Here is a 17312-nt window from a genome sequence, read left to right as displayed (position 1 = left end):
AGGTCATCGCGACGGGCTCCAGCGCTCGTCGAGACGGCGCTGCAGGATCGTCAGCGGGACCACCAGGACGACGAAGAACAGCGCCACCCACAGCAGCCCGACCAGCACGTTGTAGCCCCGCTCGGACAGGTTGGCGTAGATGCTGCCCGCCTGGAACACCGCGAATCCGGAGGCGATCGTGGTGTTCTTGAGCAACGCGATCTGGACGTTCGTCATCGGCGGGACGACGGCGCGCATCGCCTGCGGGAGGACGACGTGGCCGAGGGTCTGGGCGAAGGTGAAGCCGAGCGCACGCGAGGCCTCGGCCTGGCCGACCGGCACCGTGTTCACGCCCGACCGCACGACCTCGCAGACGAACGCGGCGGTGTAGAGGGTCAGCCCGATCGACGCCAGTGTGAAGAACGACAGCTCCACCAGTTCCAGTCGCGGATAGGCGAAGGCGAAGAAGAACAGCACCAACGTCAGCGGCGTGTTCCGCAGGACCGTGACGTAGGCGGTGCCGAACCCGCGCAGCGCGGGCACCGGGCTGACCCGCATCGCTGCGAGAAGGGTGCCCAGGATCAGCGACCCGATCGCGGCCACCACGAACAACGCGAGTGTGCCCCCGAACCCACGGATGTAGAGATCCAGGTTGTCCAGCAGGACGTTCATCGCGGTGCGCTCCTTCCCTCAGCGGCGAGCACGGCCCGGCCGCGGCGAGGATGCGCCGCGGCCGGACCAGGCGGACGGGTCAGTACCGGTCGAGAGCCGGCGGGGTGCCCGGGGTGCCCGAGGCGCCCAGCGTGCCGTCGTAGATGGTCTGCCAGGTGCCGTCGTCGAACGAGGCCTGGAGCAGGTCGTTGACCTTGTTGCGGAACGCCTCGTCGTCACGCGGGAGGCCGATGCCGTAGGGCTCGTCGGAGAACGTCTCGCCGACGACCTTCAGCTGCTCCGGGTTCTGCGAGGCGAAGCCGAGCAGGATCGCGTCGTCGGTGGTGACGGCGTCGACCTGGTTGTTGTTGAGCTGGTCCACGCACTGCGAGTAGGTCTGGAACTCGACGATCCGGTCGGTCAGGCCCTCGTCGCGCACGCGCTGGATCGGGGTCGAGCCGGTGACCGAGCAGACGATCTTGCCCTGGAGCGTGTCCGGCCCGGTGATCTCGGTGTCGTCGGCGCGCACCAGCAGGCTCTGTCCGGCGACGTAGTACGGGCCGGCGAACCCGACGCGCTGCTTGCGGTTGTCGTTGATCGTGTAGGTGCCGACCATGTAGTCGATCTCGCCGCGCTCGATGACGTCCTCGCGCGCCGCGGACGGCACCACCCGGTAGTCGATCTGGTCCGGCGAGAAGCCGAGGCCACCCGCGACCATGCGGGCGATGTCGATGTCGAAACCGGAGAAGTCGCCGGTGGTGGCGTCCTGGAAACCGAGGCCGGGCTGGTCGTCGCGGACCCCGATGACGACGCGACCGCGCTGCTGCATCGCGTCGAAGGTCGGTGAACCCTCGACCGTGACGTTCTCGGCGACGGTCGGCTCGAAACCGGATCCCTGGGCGCCCGGGGCGCCCTCCTGGCCGCAACCGGCCAGCGCCAGGGCGGTGGCCAGGGCGGCCGCCACCAGCATGCGGGTTCTCTTCATGGTGGATCTCCAGTCGTTCGGGAACGGTCCGGGTGCCGCGCCTCGCGCGACGGTGCGTACGTCAGTTGCCGATCTCGGTCGGCCGATTCTCGGTGGCCGGTTCCTCAGTGGCTGAGGATCTTGCCCAGGAAGTCCTTCGCGCGGTCGCTGCGTGGATTGGAGAAGAAGTCGTCCGGGGTGGAGTCCTCGACGATCTGGCCGTCGCTCATGAACACCACACGGTGCGCGGCCCGGCGGGCGAAGCCCATCTCGTGGGTGACGACGACCATCGTCATCCCCTCCTTGGCCAGCGAGGTCATCGTGTCCAGCACCTCGTTGACCATCTCCGGGTCGAGCGCCGAGGTGGGCTCGTCGAAGAGCATCACCTTCGGCTTCATCGCCAGCGCCCGGGCGATCGCCGCGCGCTGCTGCTGGCCACCGGAGAGCTGGGCCGGGTACTTGTCGCGTTGGTTGGCGATCCCGACCCGCTCCAGCAGGGCCAGCGCCGTCTTTTCCGCCTCGGCCTTCGACACCTTCCGGACCTTCAGTGGGCCGAGCGTGACGTTGTCGAGGATCGTCTTGTGGGCGAACAGGTTGAACGACTGGAACACCATGCCGACGTCGGCCCGCAGACCGGCCAGCGCCTTGCCCTCCGCCGGCAGTGCGGTGCCGTCGATCTCGATCGTTCCGGTGTCGATCGGCTCCAGCCGGTTGATCGTCCGGCAGAGTGTGGACTTGCCGGACCCGGAGGGGCCGAGCACGACCACGACCTCACCCCGCGCGACCTCCAGCTCGATGTCGCGGAGCACGTGGAGGTCGCCGAAGTGCTTCTGCACCCCGGTCATCCGGACCATCGGGGTGCTGGACGCGGGCGTGCTGCTCATGCTGCCTCCGGACATGGCGAGAGCCTGGACGGAACGGACAGGTGAGTCCACCAGCTTGAGGAAGCTTTAGGGTCTCGGCCACGTAACGGAAGGGGTGTCGCGGGTGCACATCCTGCTGATCGAGGACGACGACCGGGTGGCCGCGGCCCTGCGCCCCGCCCTGCACCGGCACGGCATGACCACGACCCGGCTCGACCACGGCCGCGGCGTCGTCGAGCACCTCGACGGGGTGGACGTCGTGCTGCTCGACCTGGGTCTGCCCGACGCCGACGGGCTCGACGTGTGCCGGGCGATCCGCGCGGTCAGCGAGGTCCCGGTGCTGATGGTGACGGCCCGCGGTGAGGTGTCGGACCGGATCGCCGGCCTGCACACCGGTGCCGACGACTACCTGGTCAAGCCCTACGACATCGGTGAGCTCGTCGCCCGGGTGCACGCAGTGCAGCGCCGTCGCAAGGTCGGCGCCGACGGCAGCGTGTCCCCGGCCGGGGCCGCCCCGGTGACGGTCGGGGACGTCCACCTCGACCCGGAACGGCACGAGGTCACCGTGGCCGGGCAGGAGGTCGTGCTCACCCGCAAGGAGTTCCAGGTGCTCGCGCTGCTCGCGCGCGCCGACGGCGCGGTCTGCACCCGGGCACAGATCGTCTCCGAGGTGTGGGGGCGCGGCTGGGCCGGGGCGAACCGGACCCTCGACGTGCACGTCGCCACCCTGCGCACCAAGCTCGGCCGCCCGGAGCTGATCCGGACCGTGCGCGGGGTCGGCTACCGGTTCGCGGCCACCGAGGACTGATCCGTGCGGAGCAGGTTGCTGCTGGTCGTCCTGGTGCTGGTCGGCCTGCTCGCCGTCGGGCTCGGGGTGCCGCTGGCGCTCACCGACTCGCAGCGCAGCCAGGAGGAGGTCTTCACCGACCGGCTCACCGACACCATCTCGTTCGCCTCCGCCGCGCAGCGACCGCTGATCGAGTCCCCGGAGGGCCGGTCGGCCACGACGGCGTTCGCCGCCGAGATCACCCGCTACGACGAGGTGTACGGCGTCGCCGTGCTCGCGTTCGACCGGTCCGGTGAGCTCCTCGCGGCCTCCCGGCCGACGCAGCGCCTGCCGGAGCTGACCGGGGAGCCGGCCGAGCGGCTGACGGTGGCGCTGGCCGGTCGACGCTCGGCGCCCTACCCGCTGCTCATGCCCTGGAACGACACGCCGATCGTGCTCGCCGAACCGGTGCTCGTCGACGGCGAGGTGGTCGGCGCCGTGATGACGGTGTCGCCGACCGACGCGCTGCGCGCCGGGCAGGTCGGTACCTGGTCGGTGGTCGCGGGCGCCGCCGTGCTGGCACTGCTCGCCGGGACGCTGGTGGCGCTGCCGCTCACCGCGTGGGTGCTGCGCCCGGTCCGCAGGCTGGACGAGGCGATGGACCGGATCGGCACCGCGGTCCTGGCCGGCGGGCCCCCCGAGCAGCCGACCCGGCGGACCGGGCCGCCCGAGCTGCGATCGCTGGCCGGCTCGTTCGACCGGATGTCGACCACCGTGCGGGAGGCGATCGCCGGGCAGCGTGCGTTCGTCGCCGACGCCTCGCACCAGCTCCGCAACCCGCTCACCGCGCTGCGTCTGCGGCTGTCCAACCTGGACGGCCAGGTGGCGCCGGGGGCGGCCGACGACCACCTGGCGGCGATGGAGGAGGCCGAGCGCCTGTCCCGGGTGCTGGACGGCCTGCTCGCACTGGCCAGGGCGGAACGGGCGGCCGAGACCGGGGACCCGGACGCGGTCACCGAGCTCGACGCCGTCGTCGACGACCGGGTGGAGAACTGGCGGCCGCTGGCCGACCACACCGGCGTCGAGCTGCGCCGCAGCGGGCCGCACGGGCTGCGCGCCCGGATCGACCCGGCGGGCCTGGAGACGATCCTGGATGCGGTGCTCGACAACGCGCTCAAGTACACCCCGTCCGGCGGACGGGTGCGGGTGGCGACCCGGCGGTCGGACGGGCGGGTCGGGGTGAGCGTCGTCGACGGCGGCCCGGGCATGTCCGCCGAGGACCGGGCCCGGGCCACCGACCGGTTCTGGCGGGCCCCCGGCCAGGTCAACCTGGAGGGCAGCGGCCTGGGCCTGGCGATCGCCGCCCGCACCGCGGCCGCGGCGGGCGGGGTGCTGGTGCTCGATCCGGCGCGCGGCGGTGGACTGCGGGTGACGTTGTGGCTGGATCCGCCGGAGCCGCCACCGGACCACTAGGGCGGCCGGGCGGCGCAGGGCTGCTCAGTAGCCCTTGGTGGAGCGGTAGAACCGCACGGCGCCGGGGTGCAGCGGGACCGGCTGGGTACCGATCGCCGACCGGGAGTCGATCGTGACCGCGGCCGGACTGGCCTCGGCGACCCGTGGCTGGGCGTCGAACGCCGCCCGGATCAGCGACTCCGCCAGGTCGTCGGGCATCGCGGCCCGCACCAGAAGAGCGTTGCGGACCGACAGGCAGGCCACCGGGCCGGGCAGGCCGTAGGTGTTCGCCGGAACGGTCGCCAGCGAGTACACCGGGAACTCCTCGCGGGTGCGGTCGAGCGCGTCGCCCAGTTCCAGCAACCGGATCGGAGTTCGGGCGGCGAGCTCCCGGATGCCGTCGGTGGGGACGCCGCCGGACCAGAAGAACGCGTCGATCCGGTCCTCGCGCAGCGCGGTGACGGCGTCCGGGAGGCCCAGCTCGACGGGGTCCGCGAGCACGGAGGGGTCGAGCCCGGCCGCCCGCAACAGTCGCAGCGCGATCGGCTGGTAACCGCTGCCGTCCGGACCGATCGACACCCGGCGCCCGCGCAGATCGGACAACCGGGCCAGGCCGGAGTCCCGGCGGACGACGACGTGGGTGACGTCGTCGTAGAGCCGGGCCAGCGCCATCGGCTCGTCCGGGCCGGTCGCCGCGCCGGCGACCTCGGCCGCCACGTCGACCTGACTGATCGCCACCGTCGCGGCACCACCGGTCAGCAGCTGCATGTTCTGCCCGCTGCCCGCCGTGTCGAGCACCCGCGGGGGCCGGTCGAGTCCGAGTCGCTCCTGCCAGATCGCGGCGAGCGACCGGGCCAGGTTGATGTAGACACCCGGCTGCACCCCGCCGGCGATCACCAGCTCCGGTGACGGCGGCCCGCCGGTGCAGGCTCCGCCGGCACCCAGCACGAGGCCCGCGGCCAGCCCCGTGCGCAGCAGCGCGCGGCGGGGGAGCACGTCCGGACCCGGGGGCACCGGTCCATCATCGGCGAAACCCCGCGCAGCAGGTGGGCCGGGGTGAGGCATACCCTCGCAGGGGTGAGCCGCAGCTACACCGTGCGCACCTACGGGTGTCAGATGAACGTGCACGACTCCGAGCGGATGGCCGGTCTCCTGGAGGGGGCCGGGTACGCCAGGGCCGAGGATCCCGACGCCGCCGACGTCGTCGTGTTCAACACCTGCGCGGTCCGGGAGAACGCGGACAACAAGCTCTACGGCAACCTCGGGCACCTGCGACCGCGCAAGCTGGCGAATCCGGACATGCAGATCGCGGTCGGCGGGTGCCTCGCCCAGAAGGACCGGGAGACGATCACCCGTCGGGCACCGTGGGTGGACGTCGTGTTCGGCACGCACAACGTGCACGCGTTGCCCACCCTGCTGGACCGGGCCCGGCACAACGACGCCGCGCAGGTCGAGATCGCCGAGGCGCTCGAGGTCTTCCCCTCGACGTTGCCGGCGCGGCGCGAGTCCGCCTACGCCGGATGGGTCTCCATCTCGGTGGGCTGCAACAACACCTGCACGTTCTGCATCGTGCCCGCCCTGCGTGGCAAGGAGCGCGACCGGCGCCCCGGCGACGTGCTGGCCGAGGTGCAGGCGCTCGCTGCGGACGGGGTCCTCGAGGTGACCCTGCTCGGCCAGAACGTGAACGCCTACGGGGCGGACATGGGGGACCGGCAGGCGTTCTCGAAGCTCCTGCGGGCCTGCGGGGAGGTCGAGGGGCTGGAGCGGGTCCGGTTCACCAGCCCGCACCCGCGCGACTTCACCTCCGACGTGATCGCGGCGATGGCGCAGACCCCGAACGTCTGCCCGCAACTGCACATGCCGCTGCAGTCCGGTTCGGACGACGTGCTCCGCCGGATGCGCCGCTCCTACCGGTCGTCGCGGTTCCTGCGGATCCTCGCCGAGGTGCGCGAGTCGATCCCGCACGCCGCGATCTCCACCGACATCATCGTGGGCTTCCCCGGTGAGACCGAGCAGGACTTCGCCGCCACGCTCGACGTGGTGCGGGAGGCCCGGTTCGCCCAGGCGTTCACCTTCCAGTACTCGCCGCGGCCCGGCACCCCGGCCGCCGACATGGACGGGCAGCTGCCGAAGGCCGTCGTCCAGGAGCGCTACGAGCGGCTCGTCGCGCTGCAGGAGGAGATCTCCTGGGCGGAGAACCGCGCGCAGGAGGGTCGCGAGGTCGAACTGCTGGTGTCCAGCGGCGAAGGTCGAAAGGACGGCGCGACCAGCCGGCTCACCGGCCGGGCCCGCGACGGGCGGCTGGTGCACTTCGCCCCCGGTGCGACGGCCGGGATCCGGCCGGGCGACGTGGTCACCGTCGTGATCGACCGCGGGGCGCCGCACCATCTCGTCGCCGACGGCGGCGTGCTGGCCCACCGTCGCACCCGGGCGGGCGACGCGTCCGAGGCCGGCACCCGGCCCGCCGGCGTGCCCACCACGTTGGGGCTGCCCGTGTTCGGGAAGCCGGCCGCGGAACCTGCGCCGGCCGCCGGTTGCGGGGTGCCCGTCACCACCTCCGGAGGTTCCCGATGAGCGACGTGTCCCCGCAGACCCGTGCCGAGATCGACGGGATCGGCCGCGCCGCGATGCGCCGGATCGATCCCGGCAGCCGGGCGATGGTGATCGCCGTGGGCGTGGTGGCGGCCGTCGCCTCGCTGCTGTTGCCATGGGTGGCGGGAGCATCGGGCTGGCAGGTCATGGCCACCGACGCCGGTGCCGGGTTCCCGACGTTCTTCTCCTACACGATGACCACGTTCGCGATCGTCGTCTCCTCCGCGGCGCTGCTGACCCGGCTGTGGGTGCTGGCCTGGCTGGCCGCGTTCGGCAGCGGTGTCACCTCGGTGACCGGGCTGTGGGCGATCTGGTCGCTGCAGACGGGTGCGGCGCCGGGGCCCGGGATCGGGCTGGTCCTGGGTGTGCTCGCGATCGTGGTGCTGACCTTCGTGTGGGCCGGGGCGGCGCTCTCGCGCACGTGAGCGGCCCCCGCCCGGGCCGGTCAGCGTTCGTTGACCGACCGTTCGGCCGCCTCCAGCCACTCCCGCCACTGGGTGGCCTGCGCGCGGGCCTGCTCGGCGCGCCTGCGGTCACCGGCCACCTCGGCCTTCTCCGCCTGCGCCTCGAACTGCTCGACCCGCACCCGGAACTGCTCGACCCTGGCCTGGGCCTCCGGATCGGTCCGGCGCCACTTCGCGTCGGCGGCCTCGGCGACCTTCTCCTCGATGCCGCGCAGCCTGCCCTCGAGGGAACGGATCTCCTCGCGCGGGACCTTGCCGATCTCCTCCCACCGCTCCTGGACCGCGCGCAGCGCGGCCCGGGCGGAGTCCGGGTCCGACAGGTCGATCTTCTCGGCCTCGGCGAGCAGCGCCTTCTTGGCCTCCGCGTTCGCGGCGAACTCGGAGTCACGGGCCGCGAAGTACTCGTTGCGCCGGGCGAAGAACCGGTCCTGGGCGCCGCGGAACCGGGCCCACAGCGCGTCGTCGGCCTCACGGTGCGCCCGCCCGGCGGCCTTCCACTCGGCCATCAGGTCCCGGTACGCGGCAGCCGTCGAGGCCCACTCCTCGGACTCGGCGAGCGCCTCGGCCTGCGCGGCCAGCTCCTCCTTGCGGCTCTTGGCACTCACCCGCTGCCGGTCCAGGTCGGCGAAGTGCGAGCCGCGGCGCCGGTTGAACACCTCGCGCGCCTTGGAGTAGCGGCGCCACAGCTGCTCGTCGGTCTTGCGCTCGACTCCCTTGATGGTGCGCCACTCGTCGAGGATCGCCTTGAACCGGTCCCCGGCCTGCTTCCACTGCGTGGACTCCTCGGCGAGCTTCTCCGCCTCGACGACCAGCGACTCCTTGCGGGCCACCGCGTCCGCCCGGGCCCGTTCGCGCTCCTCACGAGCCGCCGCGACGCCCTGCTCGGCGCGCGCGACGAGCTCCACCAGCCGGGACCGCAGCGCGGCGACGTCACCGACCACCGGGGCGTCGTCGAGCCCGTCGAGCAGCGTCCGCAGCGCGGTCAGCGACGCCTTGGGATCCCCGCCGGCGGCGATCCGGGCGGCCAGCACCTCGGTCTCGGTGACCTGGGCGTCGAACCGCTTCGCGTAGTGCTCCAGGCCCTCGGCCGGCGGCCCGGCCTGGTAGGAACCGACCACGCGCTCGCCGTCCGGGGTGATCAGGTGGATGGTGCCGTCCTCGTCGGCGCGGCCCCACCGGCCCGGATCCGCCGACGCGGACGGGACGGGGGAGGGCAGGGCGGCCGGCGGCGGCACCGGTGCCGCGGCGGGCGTCCCGGTCGCCCCGGGCGGCGGGCCGGGTCGGCCGGCCACTGGCGGGCCCGGCTTCGGGGCAGGCCCGGCCGGGGGCGGTCCCGGTCGTCCGGGTGTGGCGGCGTTGGTCTCGGGCACCGGTTGAGTCCTCCTCGTTCGGCCTGCCGGATCACCGGCGGGCGCCCCGTCCGTGTGCGGGCGGGGCCGTACGCGCGCCGAACTCCTCGCCACGGAGAGAGGTCGGAGACGCGATTCAAGCAGGTGAACCGCCTCCGGGGGAACCGCAGAGCCCCCGGCCGGTGACGGCCCGGTGATCACACCGCCCAGGGGCCGGCCCCGGTGGACGGGTCGTTAGGCTCGGACGCCGTGCCCGCCGCGATCGCACTCGTCCCTCAGCCGCCGCTGCTCGTCCCGGAGCTGAGCGGGGCGGCCGCAGCCGGGGCCGAGGCGGTCCGGGCAGCGGTCCGCGAGGTCGTCGCGGCGCTGGCGGCCGCCGCCCCGGAGTGGATCGCCGTCGGTGCCGACCCGGGCGGGCGGCGTTCGGTGGCCCCCGGCACCCGGGGGACGTTCGCCGGCTACGGACGCGACGTGCCGGTGCAGCTGCCCGGTACGGGGGGCCCGGACGAGGGCGCCGAGCTGCCGCTGCCGCTGCTGGTGGCCGCCTGGGCAGCCGCCGGTTCCGGTGTCCGGTCGGTGCACGGTGAGCTCGTCGCACCCGACTCGCCGGTGACCGACTGCCTGGCCCTGGGCGCCGGACTGGCCGGCGGGGACATCGGGCTGCTGATCGTCGGCGACGGGTCGGCCAAGCACACCGCGACCGCACCCGGCGGATTCGACGAGCGCGCCGAGCCGTTCGACGCCGCCGTCGCCGACGCCCTGGACCGCGCCGACCCGGACGCGCTGGCCGGCCTCGACCCGGTGGTCGCCGCCGAGCTGTGGGCCGCCGGACGCGCGCCGTGGCAGGTGCTGGCAGGTGCGGCGGCCGGCCGGGGGTGGACCGCGAGCCACCGGTTCTCCGACGCGCCCTACGGCGTCGCGTACCACGTGGCGTTCTGGGAACCGGCGTGACACCGGGCCTGGTCGCCGTCGTCGGTCCCACCGCCACCGGCAAGTCCGATCTCGGGCTGGAGATCGCGCTCGCGCTCGGCGGCGAGGTGGTCAACGCCGACGCCATGCAGCTCTACCGGGGCATGGACATCGGCACCGCGAAGCTGACGCCCGCCGAGCGTCGCGGCGTCCCGCACCACCAGCTGGACGTGCTCGACGTGACCGAGTCCGCGTCGGTCGCGGCCTACCAGCGGGAGGCGCGCGCCGTGGTCGAGCGGTTGCGCGCCGCGGGGCGGACCCCGGTCCTGGTCGGCGGCTCCGGGCTGTACGTGCAGGCGGTGCTCGACGAGATGGAGTTCCCGGGCACCGATCCCGACCTGCGCGCCGAGCTGCAGGACGAGCTGGACCGGCTCGGACCCGGCGTGCTGCACCGGCGGCTGGCCGAGGTGGACCCGGCGGCGGCGGCCGAGGTGCTGCCGTCGAACGGGCGCCGGATCGTCCGGGCGCTGGAGGTGATCGCGCTGACCGGGCGCCCGTTCCGGGCGACGCTGCCCACCACCGGCACACCGCGCTACGACGCCGTCCTGCTCGGCGTCGACCGCGGGGTCGACGAGCTCGACGAGCGGGTCGCCCGCCGGGTCGACCGGATGCTCGACGACGGCCTCGTCGACGAGACCCGGGGGCTGCTCCCGGCCGGGCTCGCACGCGGCCGCACCGCGTCCCGGGCACTGGGCTACCGGCAGGTCCTCGAGGCGTTCGAACGGTCCGGCCCCGAGCTGGGCCCCGACGAGCGGGAACGGGTCCGGGCGGAGACCGTGCAGGCGACCCGCAGGTTCGTGCGCCGTCAGCGGTCCTGGTTCCGTCGTGACCGGCGCATCCACTGGATCGACGGGTCCGGGCCCGACCCGGCCGCGGACGCGTTGTCGGTGCTGGCTCGTAGGCTGGTGTCATGACCGGCGGCATCGCGTTCACCAAGGGGCACGGCACGCAGAACGACTTCGTCGTGCTGCCCGACCCCGATGCCGCGCTCGACCTCACCCCGCAGCGGGTGGCGGCGATCTGCGACCGGCACCGGGGCCTCGGCGCCGACGGCGTGCTGCGGGTGGTGCGGTGGGCGAAGTTGGCCGGTGACGAGACGGTCCCGGAGCCGGTCCCCGGTGTCGAGTGGTTCATGGACTACCGCAACGGTGACGGCTCGATCGCCGAGATGTGCGGCAACGGCGTGCGGGTCTTCGCGCGCTACCTGCACGAGCGCGGCTGGGCGCCCGGCGGCGGCGCGATCGGCACCCGGGCCGGCGTGCGGACCGCCACCGTCTCCGACGGCGGGGTGTCGGTGGAGATGGGCCCGGTCACGATCGGGCCGGCGTCGGTCGCGACCAGCGGGACCGCCCGGTTCGACGGGCTGGTGCTCGACGTCGGTAACCCGCACCTGGCCTGCGTCGTCTCCGCCGACCCGGACGCGCTGGACCTCACCCGGGCACCGGTGCACGACCCGGACGTGTTCCCCCACGGCGTCAACGTCGAGTTCCTGACCCCGCTGGCGGGCCCCGCCCACGGCGGCCGGATCCGGATGCGGGTGCACGAGCGCGGCGTGGGGGAGACCCGGGCCTGCGGGACCGGGACGGTCGCCGCCGCCGTGGCCGCGCTGCGCGCCGCCGGGCACACCACGGGTGACGTGCGGGTCGACACCCCCGGCGGGGAGCTGCGGGTCACCGTCGAGGCGGGATCGGACACCCGCACCGGTGCCACCGTGCTGCACGGACCGGCCGTGCTGCTCGCCAGCGGTGAGCTGGACCGCGGCTGGTGGGACTCGCCGGCCGGGTGACGACCCGCCCGGCGAAACGGACCGGACAGCGACTCCCGGTACGTGGGACACTCGAGGGCAAGATGACTGAAGCTCACACGCCCGCCAGCCCGTCCACCGGTGAACTCGAGCTGGAGGAGCGCTCGTCGCTCCGCCGGATCAGCGGCCTGTCCACCGAACTCACCGACGTCACCGAGGTCGAGTACCGTCGCCTGCGCCTCGAACGGGTGGTGCTGGTCGGTGTCTGGACCGAAGGGTCCGCCGAGCAGGCGGAAGCCTCGCTCGCCGAGCTGGCCCGGCTCGCCGAGACGGCGGGCTCGGAGGTGCTCGACGGGCTGGTGCAGCGCCGCTCGACGCCCGACCCCGCGACGTTCATCGGCTCCGGCAAGGTCGACGAGCTCGGCCTCGCGGTGCGCGCAGCGGAGGCCGACACGGTGATCTGCGACGGGGAGCTGTCGCCCGGCCAGCTCCGCCAGCTCGAGGAGCGGCTCAAGGTCAAGGTGATCGACCGGACCGCGCTCATCCTCGACATCTTCGCCCAGCACGCCCGCTCGCGGGACGGCAAGGCGCAGGTCGAGCTGGCCCAGCTGTCGTACCTGCTGCCCCGACTGCGCGGCTGGGGTGAGGCACTGTCCCGGCAGGTCGGCGGTCGCGCCGCGGGCGGTGTCGGGATCGGCGGCCGCGGCCCCGGTGAGACGAAGATCGAGCTCGACCGCCGCCGCATCCGCGCGCGCATGTCGAAGCTGCGCCGCGAGATCAGCGCGATGCGCCAGGTCCGCCGGACCCAGCGTGGCAACCGCAGGCGCAACGAGGTCCCGTCGGTCGCGATCGTCGGTTACACCAACGCCGGCAAGTCCAGCCTGCTCAACCGGCTCACCGACGCCGGAGTGCTGGTCGAGGACGCACTGTTCGCGACCCTGGACCCGACCACCCGCCGGACCGAGACACCGGACGGGCGGGTCTACACCTTGACCGACACCGTCGGTTTCGTCCGGCACCTCCCGCACCAGCTGATCGAGGCGTTCCGGTCGACGCTGGAGGAGGCCGCGCAGGCCGACCTGCTGGTGCACGTGGTCGACGGTTCCGATCCGCTGCCCGGTGACCAGATCGCCGCGGTGCGGAAGGTCCTGGTGGAGATCGGCGAGGAGCAGGGCGGCAGCATGCCGACCGAGCTGCTCGTGGTGAACAAGACCGACGCCGCGGGAGACCTGGCGCTGGCCCGGTTGCGGCACGCGCAGCCCGACGCGGTGTTCGTCTCCGCGCACCGCGGTGAGGGCGTGGACCTGCTCCGGGAACGGATCGCAGGCCTGCTGCCCCGCCCGGAGTACGACGTCGAGGTGCTGCTGCCCTACACCGAGGGAGCGCTGGTCGCCCGCCTGCACGACGAGGGCGAGGTGCTGACCGAGGAGCACATCCCCGAGGGCACCCGGATCCGTGCCCGGATCGGGCCGGAGCTGGGCACCGCGGTGCTGCCGTTCGCCGTGGCCGGGGGCCCGACCGGTGCCGGTGCCGACACCCGTGCGGCTTTCCGTGCCGGTGACGGTGCCGGTCCCGACACCCGTGCGGCTGTCCGTGCCGGTGACGGTGCCGACGCGGCGGCCGGTCCCGGCCTGGTCGCCGACCCGGACCTGCCGGCGACGGCGGCGGGGCGCTGACCCGGCCGTTCCCGACCGGATCCCGCAGCGGGCAGGGCGGCGGTCGCGGCCGGACGGCGCCCGCTCGGGCCGCGGCGCCGCTGCTGGCCGCGGTGCTCGCCCTCGCGGTCGCCGGCGCACCCGCCGCGGCGCAGCCACGCGGTGCGCCCGGACCGGTGGCGCTGCCGGAGCCGACACCGGTCTGCACGATCGCCGACCCGCGGCTGGCCGAGATCTCCGGGCTGGTCGCCGACGGCGCCCCGGGCGGGGCGCCGCAGCGGTACCACGCGATCGTCGACGGCGGCGGCCGCGCGCAGGTGTTCACACTGGACCCGACCGGTTGTGCCGTGACGGGGGAGCGGAGCGCGCCGGTGCAGGTCGTCGACGTCGAGGACCTCGGTTCGGCGCCGGACGGCGATCTCTGGGTCGCCGACATCGGTGACAACACGGCTCGTCGCGAGTCGGTACGCCTGGTCGTGCTGCCCTTCGGTGGACCGCCCCGCAGCTACGACCTCGTCTACCCGGACGGTCCGCGGGACGCCGAGGCGGTGCTCGTCGCCGACGACGGGACCCCGCTGATCGTGGACAAGACCACCGGGGCGGCCGGGGTGTACCGCCCGGTGGGCCGGCTCACCGGGCAACGCGCGGTGGAGCTGGAGCGGGTCGCCGACGTCGTCCTGCCGTACTCGGCGACGAGCGGCGGCCCGTTGGGCGCGGTCGGTACCCGGACGATCACCGGAGGCACGGTCGGGCCGCGCGCGGCGCACGGTGGGCGGGCCGCGGTCCTGCGGACATACACCGACGCCTGGCTGTTCCCGCTGCCCGACGGCGCGGTCACCGGGGACGATCTGGTCGAGGCGCTGCGCGGGGCCCCGATGCAGGTGCCGTTGCCCGGTGAACCGCAGGGGGAGGCGGTCGCGCTGGACGGTCGTGGGACGTTGCACTCCGCCACCGAGGCCCGAGGATCGGCCGCGGCGGGCATCCGGGAGGTCCGCGGTGCGGTCGCCGCCGCGACGGCGCCGGGGGCTCCGGTCGTGGCTCAGCCGACGGAGGCGCCGGACGTCCGCGCCGTCCCGCCGTGGCTGCCCGCTGCGGCCGGTACCGCGGCCGTGGCCGGGGTGCTGGTCGCCGGTATCGGGGCAATGGCACTGCACGGCCGGGCACTGCACGGCCGGGCACTGCACGGCCGGGCACTGCACGGCCGGACACGGCGCGGTCGCCGCAGGCGGTGACCGCGCCCGGGCCGACGGATCAGAGTCGGCGCAGCACCGCGACGACCCGGCCCAGGATCGTCGCCTCGTCGCCGGGGATCGGATCGTAGGCGTCGTTGGCCGGCATCAGCCAGATGTGCCCGTCGCGGCGTCGGAAGGTCTTCACCGTCGCCTCGCCGTCGATCATCGCCGCGACCACCTCACCCTGCTCGGCGACCGGCTGCTGCCGGACGACGACCCAGTCCCCGTCGGTGATCGCCGCGTCCACCATGGAGTCGCCCTTGACGTTCAGCAGGAACAGCGTGCCCTCGCCGACGATCTCGCGGGGAAGCGGGAACACGTCCTGCACGGCCTGCTCGGCCAGGATGGGGCCACCGGCGGCGATGTCACCGAGCAGGGGTACGAACGCCGGGGCGGGCCGCTCCGGACGACCGGTGTCGGTGTCGGCGTCGGCCCCGTCGCCTGCGGCTGCCTGGTCGGGGCTGCGCACGTCCACCGCGCGGGTCCGGTTCGGGTCCCGGCGCAGGAACCCCTTGCGCTCCAGGGTCCGTAGCTGGTGGTGCACCGACGACGTGGAGGTCAGACCCACCGCGTCACCGATCTCCCGCACGCTCGGCGGGTAGCCGTGGCGGTCCACCCAGTCCCGGATCACCGCCAGGACCTTCCGCTGCCGCGGGGTCAGACCGCGCGTGTCGGCCCGGGGCTCGGGGAACTCCCGGACGTCGGCGGAACCCCGTCCGGGGGACGCACCGCCTCCGGACTCGTCCGCTGCCATCGCATTCGCCTCCTCGAGGATGTACCGGCACGGACACTAGCCGTCCTCGGTCGCTCCGCCAAACATGCGTTCGAAGTTCGTCCCCGCGTGTCGCGGATTCCGTCGTGGATTCCGGCGGGCGGCAGTGGTAGAACATCGCACACGTGTTCGATCGAACATCGATTCGACTCGGAGCGGTCCGGGATCGCCGGGATTCCTGTCGGTGTCCGGTGTTAGACAGCTCGCACGCCCGTTCGACCGGCGGGGCGAGGAGGGCGCGTGGCCGGGTGCGGTCGGGTCGAGGGCGACCGTCCCGCCGGGGCAGGCGGGTGGTCCGCGATGAGCAGGAGGAGCCATGCGAGAGCTCGACGTGCGCGAGGTGGCGCCACGGCCACGGCCGTGGGCGATCCGGTCGGGCCGGGCCGAGCCCGGCGGGGCGGCGCAGTGGTCCCGGGCGGCCGGGGCGGGTGAGCAGCCGGGGCCCGCCCGCGCCGTGCCGTGCACCGGTGTCCGGCGTCCGGCCCGCGGATCCGCCGCGGCCCGGGCTGCGGCCCGGTGGGCCCTGCCCGTCGCCGGCGCCACCGCGAGCGCCCCGAGCTGCGGCCCGGTGACGGTGGTCGCCGAGGTGCCCGCGGTGCCGGTGACGTCCCCGGCTCGGACGTGGGCTCCGGCGTCACGGGTGGTGCGCCCGCCGGGGCGCCGGTGCGTGGCACCCGTCCGGCGGGTGCGTCCGGCGCTGTGGGCCCGCTCCCGGGGGGAGCGCCTGCTGGCCGGGGCTGCGATCATGCTGTGCTCGGCGACGGTGGTCGTGGTCCTGGGTCTGCTCGGGGATGCGGCGTCCGGATGGAACTCCGAGCTCGCTCCCCCGCCGGGCCCGGCGGCGGTCCCGGCCGGCCGGTGACGGTCGTCCGGCGGGGCCGCCACGGCACCCGGTCGGGCCGTCGCTCGTGACAGGGAGCTTGCCGCCCGGCGCGTCCCGACGGCGTGTCCCCGAACCGTGCCGCCGTCCGTCGCGGCCGCGACACGGGGCCGGACGGGCCCGGGGGTCGTGTCACGCGCGCTGATCAGGGCGGATGCGCACGTTCGTGATCCGCGTGCTCTCCTGGCGTCGCCGCGGCCGTGTGCGACCCTCGTTCCCGATCGGGCGAAGCCTGGCGCCGTACCGGACCCGGGGATGGCGCACCCCAATATGTAGGGGTTACATTGGTGTCGTTCTCCCACTGGTTGGGGGAGCGAGTGCCGCGGTAGGTCGCGGTGCCGGAGCGGGGGGTTCCCGCGGGGTCACGGGAGAAGGGGAGTGCCGACGTGCGTTGCCCGTTCTGCCGCCACCCGGATTCACGGGTGATCGACTCCCGGACCGCCGACGACGGGACCTGTACCCGCCGCCGCCGGTCCTGCACCGACTGCGGTCGTCGGTTCACCACGGTCGAGGAGACCGTGCTCGCCGTCGTCAAGCGCAGTGGGGTGAGCGAACCCTTCAGCCGGCAGAAGGTCGTCGGCGGGGTTCGGCGGGCGTGTCAGGGCCGGCCGGTCGACGAGGACGACCTGCAGCAGCTCGCCCACCGGGTCGAGGAGACGGTGCGGGCCCGCGGCGCGGCCGAGATCCCCAGTCACGAGGTGGGGCTGGCGATCCTCGGGCCGTTGCGCGAGCTCGACGAGGTCGCGTACCTGCGGTTCGCGAGCGTCTACCGATCCTTCTCCTCGATCGAGGACTTCGAGAAGGAGATCGCCGACCTCCGGTCGACGGCTGCCGGGGAAGCAGCCGACGGCGGGGCCGGCAACCGGGGCGGCTGACGCCGGTCCAGCGCCGCCGGTGCGGGTGCGCAGGGCGCATCCGTGGGCGGCGACCGGGTCGGTCCGGCCGGACCGGGTACGGGGGTGGTGTCCCAGCACCGCCTC

At 74.2% G+C, this 17312-nt stretch carries 17 protein-coding genes; 11 read left to right on the top strand and 6 right to left on the bottom strand.

What is annotated here, in order from left to right; all coding sequences use genetic code 11:
* Positions 1-3: 3 nt before the first annotated feature.
* The 3 genes from AB0J24_RS05405 to gluA form a co-directional block, all read right to left on the bottom strand.
* Positions 4-651 carry an amino acid ABC transporter permease gene (locus AB0J24_RS05405; protein ID WP_358675801.1) on the bottom strand — a complete coding sequence of 216 codons (648 nt, stop codon included), beginning with the start codon at positions 649-651 and terminating at the stop codon, positions 4-6.
* Positions 652-730: 79 nt separating this feature from the next.
* Positions 731-1615, bottom strand: a complete 885-nt coding sequence (locus AB0J24_RS05400; protein WP_358675798.1) for a glutamate ABC transporter substrate-binding protein — start codon at positions 1613-1615, stop codon at positions 731-733.
* 104 nt (positions 1616-1719) lie between these two features.
* Positions 1720-2448: a glutamate ABC transporter ATP-binding protein GluA gene (gene gluA / locus AB0J24_RS05395; RefSeq protein WP_358676440.1), complete on the bottom strand. Its 729-nt coding sequence runs from the start codon at positions 2446-2448 to the stop codon at positions 1720-1722.
* A 133-nt stretch (positions 2449-2581) separates the two neighbouring features.
* On the opposite strand from gluA, the gene AB0J24_RS05390 reads away from it, so the two are divergent.
* Together AB0J24_RS05390 and AB0J24_RS05385 are read left to right on the top strand one after the other, a co-directional pair.
* On the top strand, positions 2582-3265 hold the full coding sequence (locus AB0J24_RS05390) for a response regulator transcription factor (RefSeq protein WP_358675795.1): 684 nt from the start codon (positions 2582-2584) through the stop codon (positions 3263-3265).
* Positions 3266-3268: 3 nt separating this feature from the next.
* Positions 3269-4696 carry a HAMP domain-containing sensor histidine kinase gene (locus tag AB0J24_RS05385; RefSeq protein ID WP_358675792.1) on the top strand — a complete coding sequence of 476 codons (1428 nt, stop codon included), beginning with the start codon at positions 3269-3271 and terminating at the stop codon, positions 4694-4696.
* Positions 4697-4720: 24 nt separating this feature from the next.
* Here AB0J24_RS05385 and AB0J24_RS05380 read toward each other — a convergent pair whose 3' ends face one another.
* Positions 4721-5689, bottom strand: a complete 969-nt coding sequence (locus AB0J24_RS05380; RefSeq protein WP_358675789.1) for a TAXI family TRAP transporter solute-binding subunit — start codon at positions 5687-5689, stop codon at positions 4721-4723.
* 63 nt (positions 5690-5752) lie between these two features.
* On the opposite strand from AB0J24_RS05380, the gene miaB reads away from it, so the two are divergent.
* Together miaB and AB0J24_RS05370 are read left to right on the top strand one after the other, a co-directional pair.
* Entirely contained in the window at positions 5753-7249 is a 1497-nt protein-coding gene (gene miaB / locus AB0J24_RS05375) for a tRNA (N6-isopentenyl adenosine(37)-C2)-methylthiotransferase MiaB (RefSeq protein WP_358675786.1), read from the top strand.
* Positions 7246-7692, top strand: a complete 447-nt coding sequence (locus AB0J24_RS05370; RefSeq protein WP_358675783.1) for a hypothetical protein — start codon at positions 7246-7248, stop codon at positions 7690-7692. The genes miaB and AB0J24_RS05370 overlap by 4 nt, the downstream gene beginning before the upstream one ends.
* Positions 7693-7712: 20 nt before the next feature.
* Here AB0J24_RS05370 and AB0J24_RS05365 read toward each other — a convergent pair whose 3' ends face one another.
* Positions 7713-8966, bottom strand: a complete 1254-nt coding sequence (locus tag AB0J24_RS05365; protein ID WP_358676438.1) for a DUF349 domain-containing protein — start codon at positions 8964-8966, stop codon at positions 7713-7715.
* A 363-nt stretch (positions 8967-9329) separates the two neighbouring features.
* Between AB0J24_RS05365 and AB0J24_RS05360 the strand changes: the two genes are divergently transcribed.
* The 5 genes from AB0J24_RS05360 (at position 9330) to AB0J24_RS05340 (ending at position 14680) form a co-directional block, all read left to right on the top strand.
* On the top strand, positions 9330-10031 hold the full coding sequence (locus AB0J24_RS05360; protein ID WP_358675781.1) for a hypothetical protein: 702 nt from the start codon (positions 9330-9332) through the stop codon (positions 10029-10031).
* Complete coding sequence (gene miaA / locus AB0J24_RS05355) at positions 10016-10963, top strand: tRNA (adenosine(37)-N6)-dimethylallyltransferase MiaA (protein WP_358676435.1); 948 nt, start codon at positions 10016-10018, stop codon at positions 10961-10963. The genes AB0J24_RS05360 and miaA overlap by 16 nt, the downstream gene beginning before the upstream one ends.
* Positions 10960-11835 carry a diaminopimelate epimerase gene (gene dapF, locus AB0J24_RS05350; protein WP_358675779.1) on the top strand — a complete coding sequence of 292 codons (876 nt, stop codon included), beginning with the start codon at positions 10960-10962 and terminating at the stop codon, positions 11833-11835. The genes miaA and dapF overlap by 4 nt, the downstream gene beginning before the upstream one ends.
* Positions 11836-11897: 62 nt before the next feature.
* Positions 11898-13469, top strand: coding sequence for a GTPase HflX (gene hflX, locus AB0J24_RS05345; RefSeq protein ID WP_358675777.1), 1572 nt, complete (start codon positions 11898-11900; stop codon positions 13467-13469).
* 92 nt (positions 13470-13561) lie between these two features.
* Positions 13562-14680, top strand: a complete 1119-nt coding sequence (locus AB0J24_RS05340) for a hypothetical protein (RefSeq protein WP_358675774.1) — start codon at positions 13562-13564, stop codon at positions 14678-14680.
* Positions 14681-14699: 19 nt separating this feature from the next.
* On the opposite strand, the gene lexA is transcribed toward AB0J24_RS05340, so the two are convergent.
* A complete protein-coding gene (gene lexA / locus AB0J24_RS05335; protein WP_358675771.1) occupies positions 14700-15434 on the bottom strand; it encodes a transcriptional repressor LexA in 735 nt (244 codons plus the stop codon).
* A gap of 334 nt (positions 15435-15768) precedes the next feature.
* Here lexA and AB0J24_RS05330 point away from each other — a divergent pair, with 334 nt between their 5' ends.
* Together AB0J24_RS05330 and nrdR are read left to right on the top strand one after the other, a co-directional pair.
* Positions 15769-16314, top strand: coding sequence for a hypothetical protein (locus tag AB0J24_RS05330; protein WP_358675768.1), 546 nt, complete (start codon positions 15769-15771; stop codon positions 16312-16314).
* A gap of 404 nt (positions 16315-16718) precedes the next feature.
* Positions 16719-17207 carry a transcriptional regulator NrdR gene (gene nrdR, locus AB0J24_RS05325; RefSeq protein WP_358675766.1) on the top strand — a complete coding sequence of 163 codons (489 nt, stop codon included), beginning with the start codon at positions 16719-16721 and terminating at the stop codon, positions 17205-17207.
* Positions 17208-17312 lie beyond the last annotated feature (105 nt).

Origin of the sequence: Pseudonocardia sp. NPDC049635, from assembly GCF_040659795.1 — a bacterium.
Classification (GTDB): Bacteria; Actinomycetota; Actinomycetes; order Mycobacteriales; family Pseudonocardiaceae; genus Pseudonocardia.
This window is presented reverse-complemented; position numbering and strand designations above follow the sequence as displayed.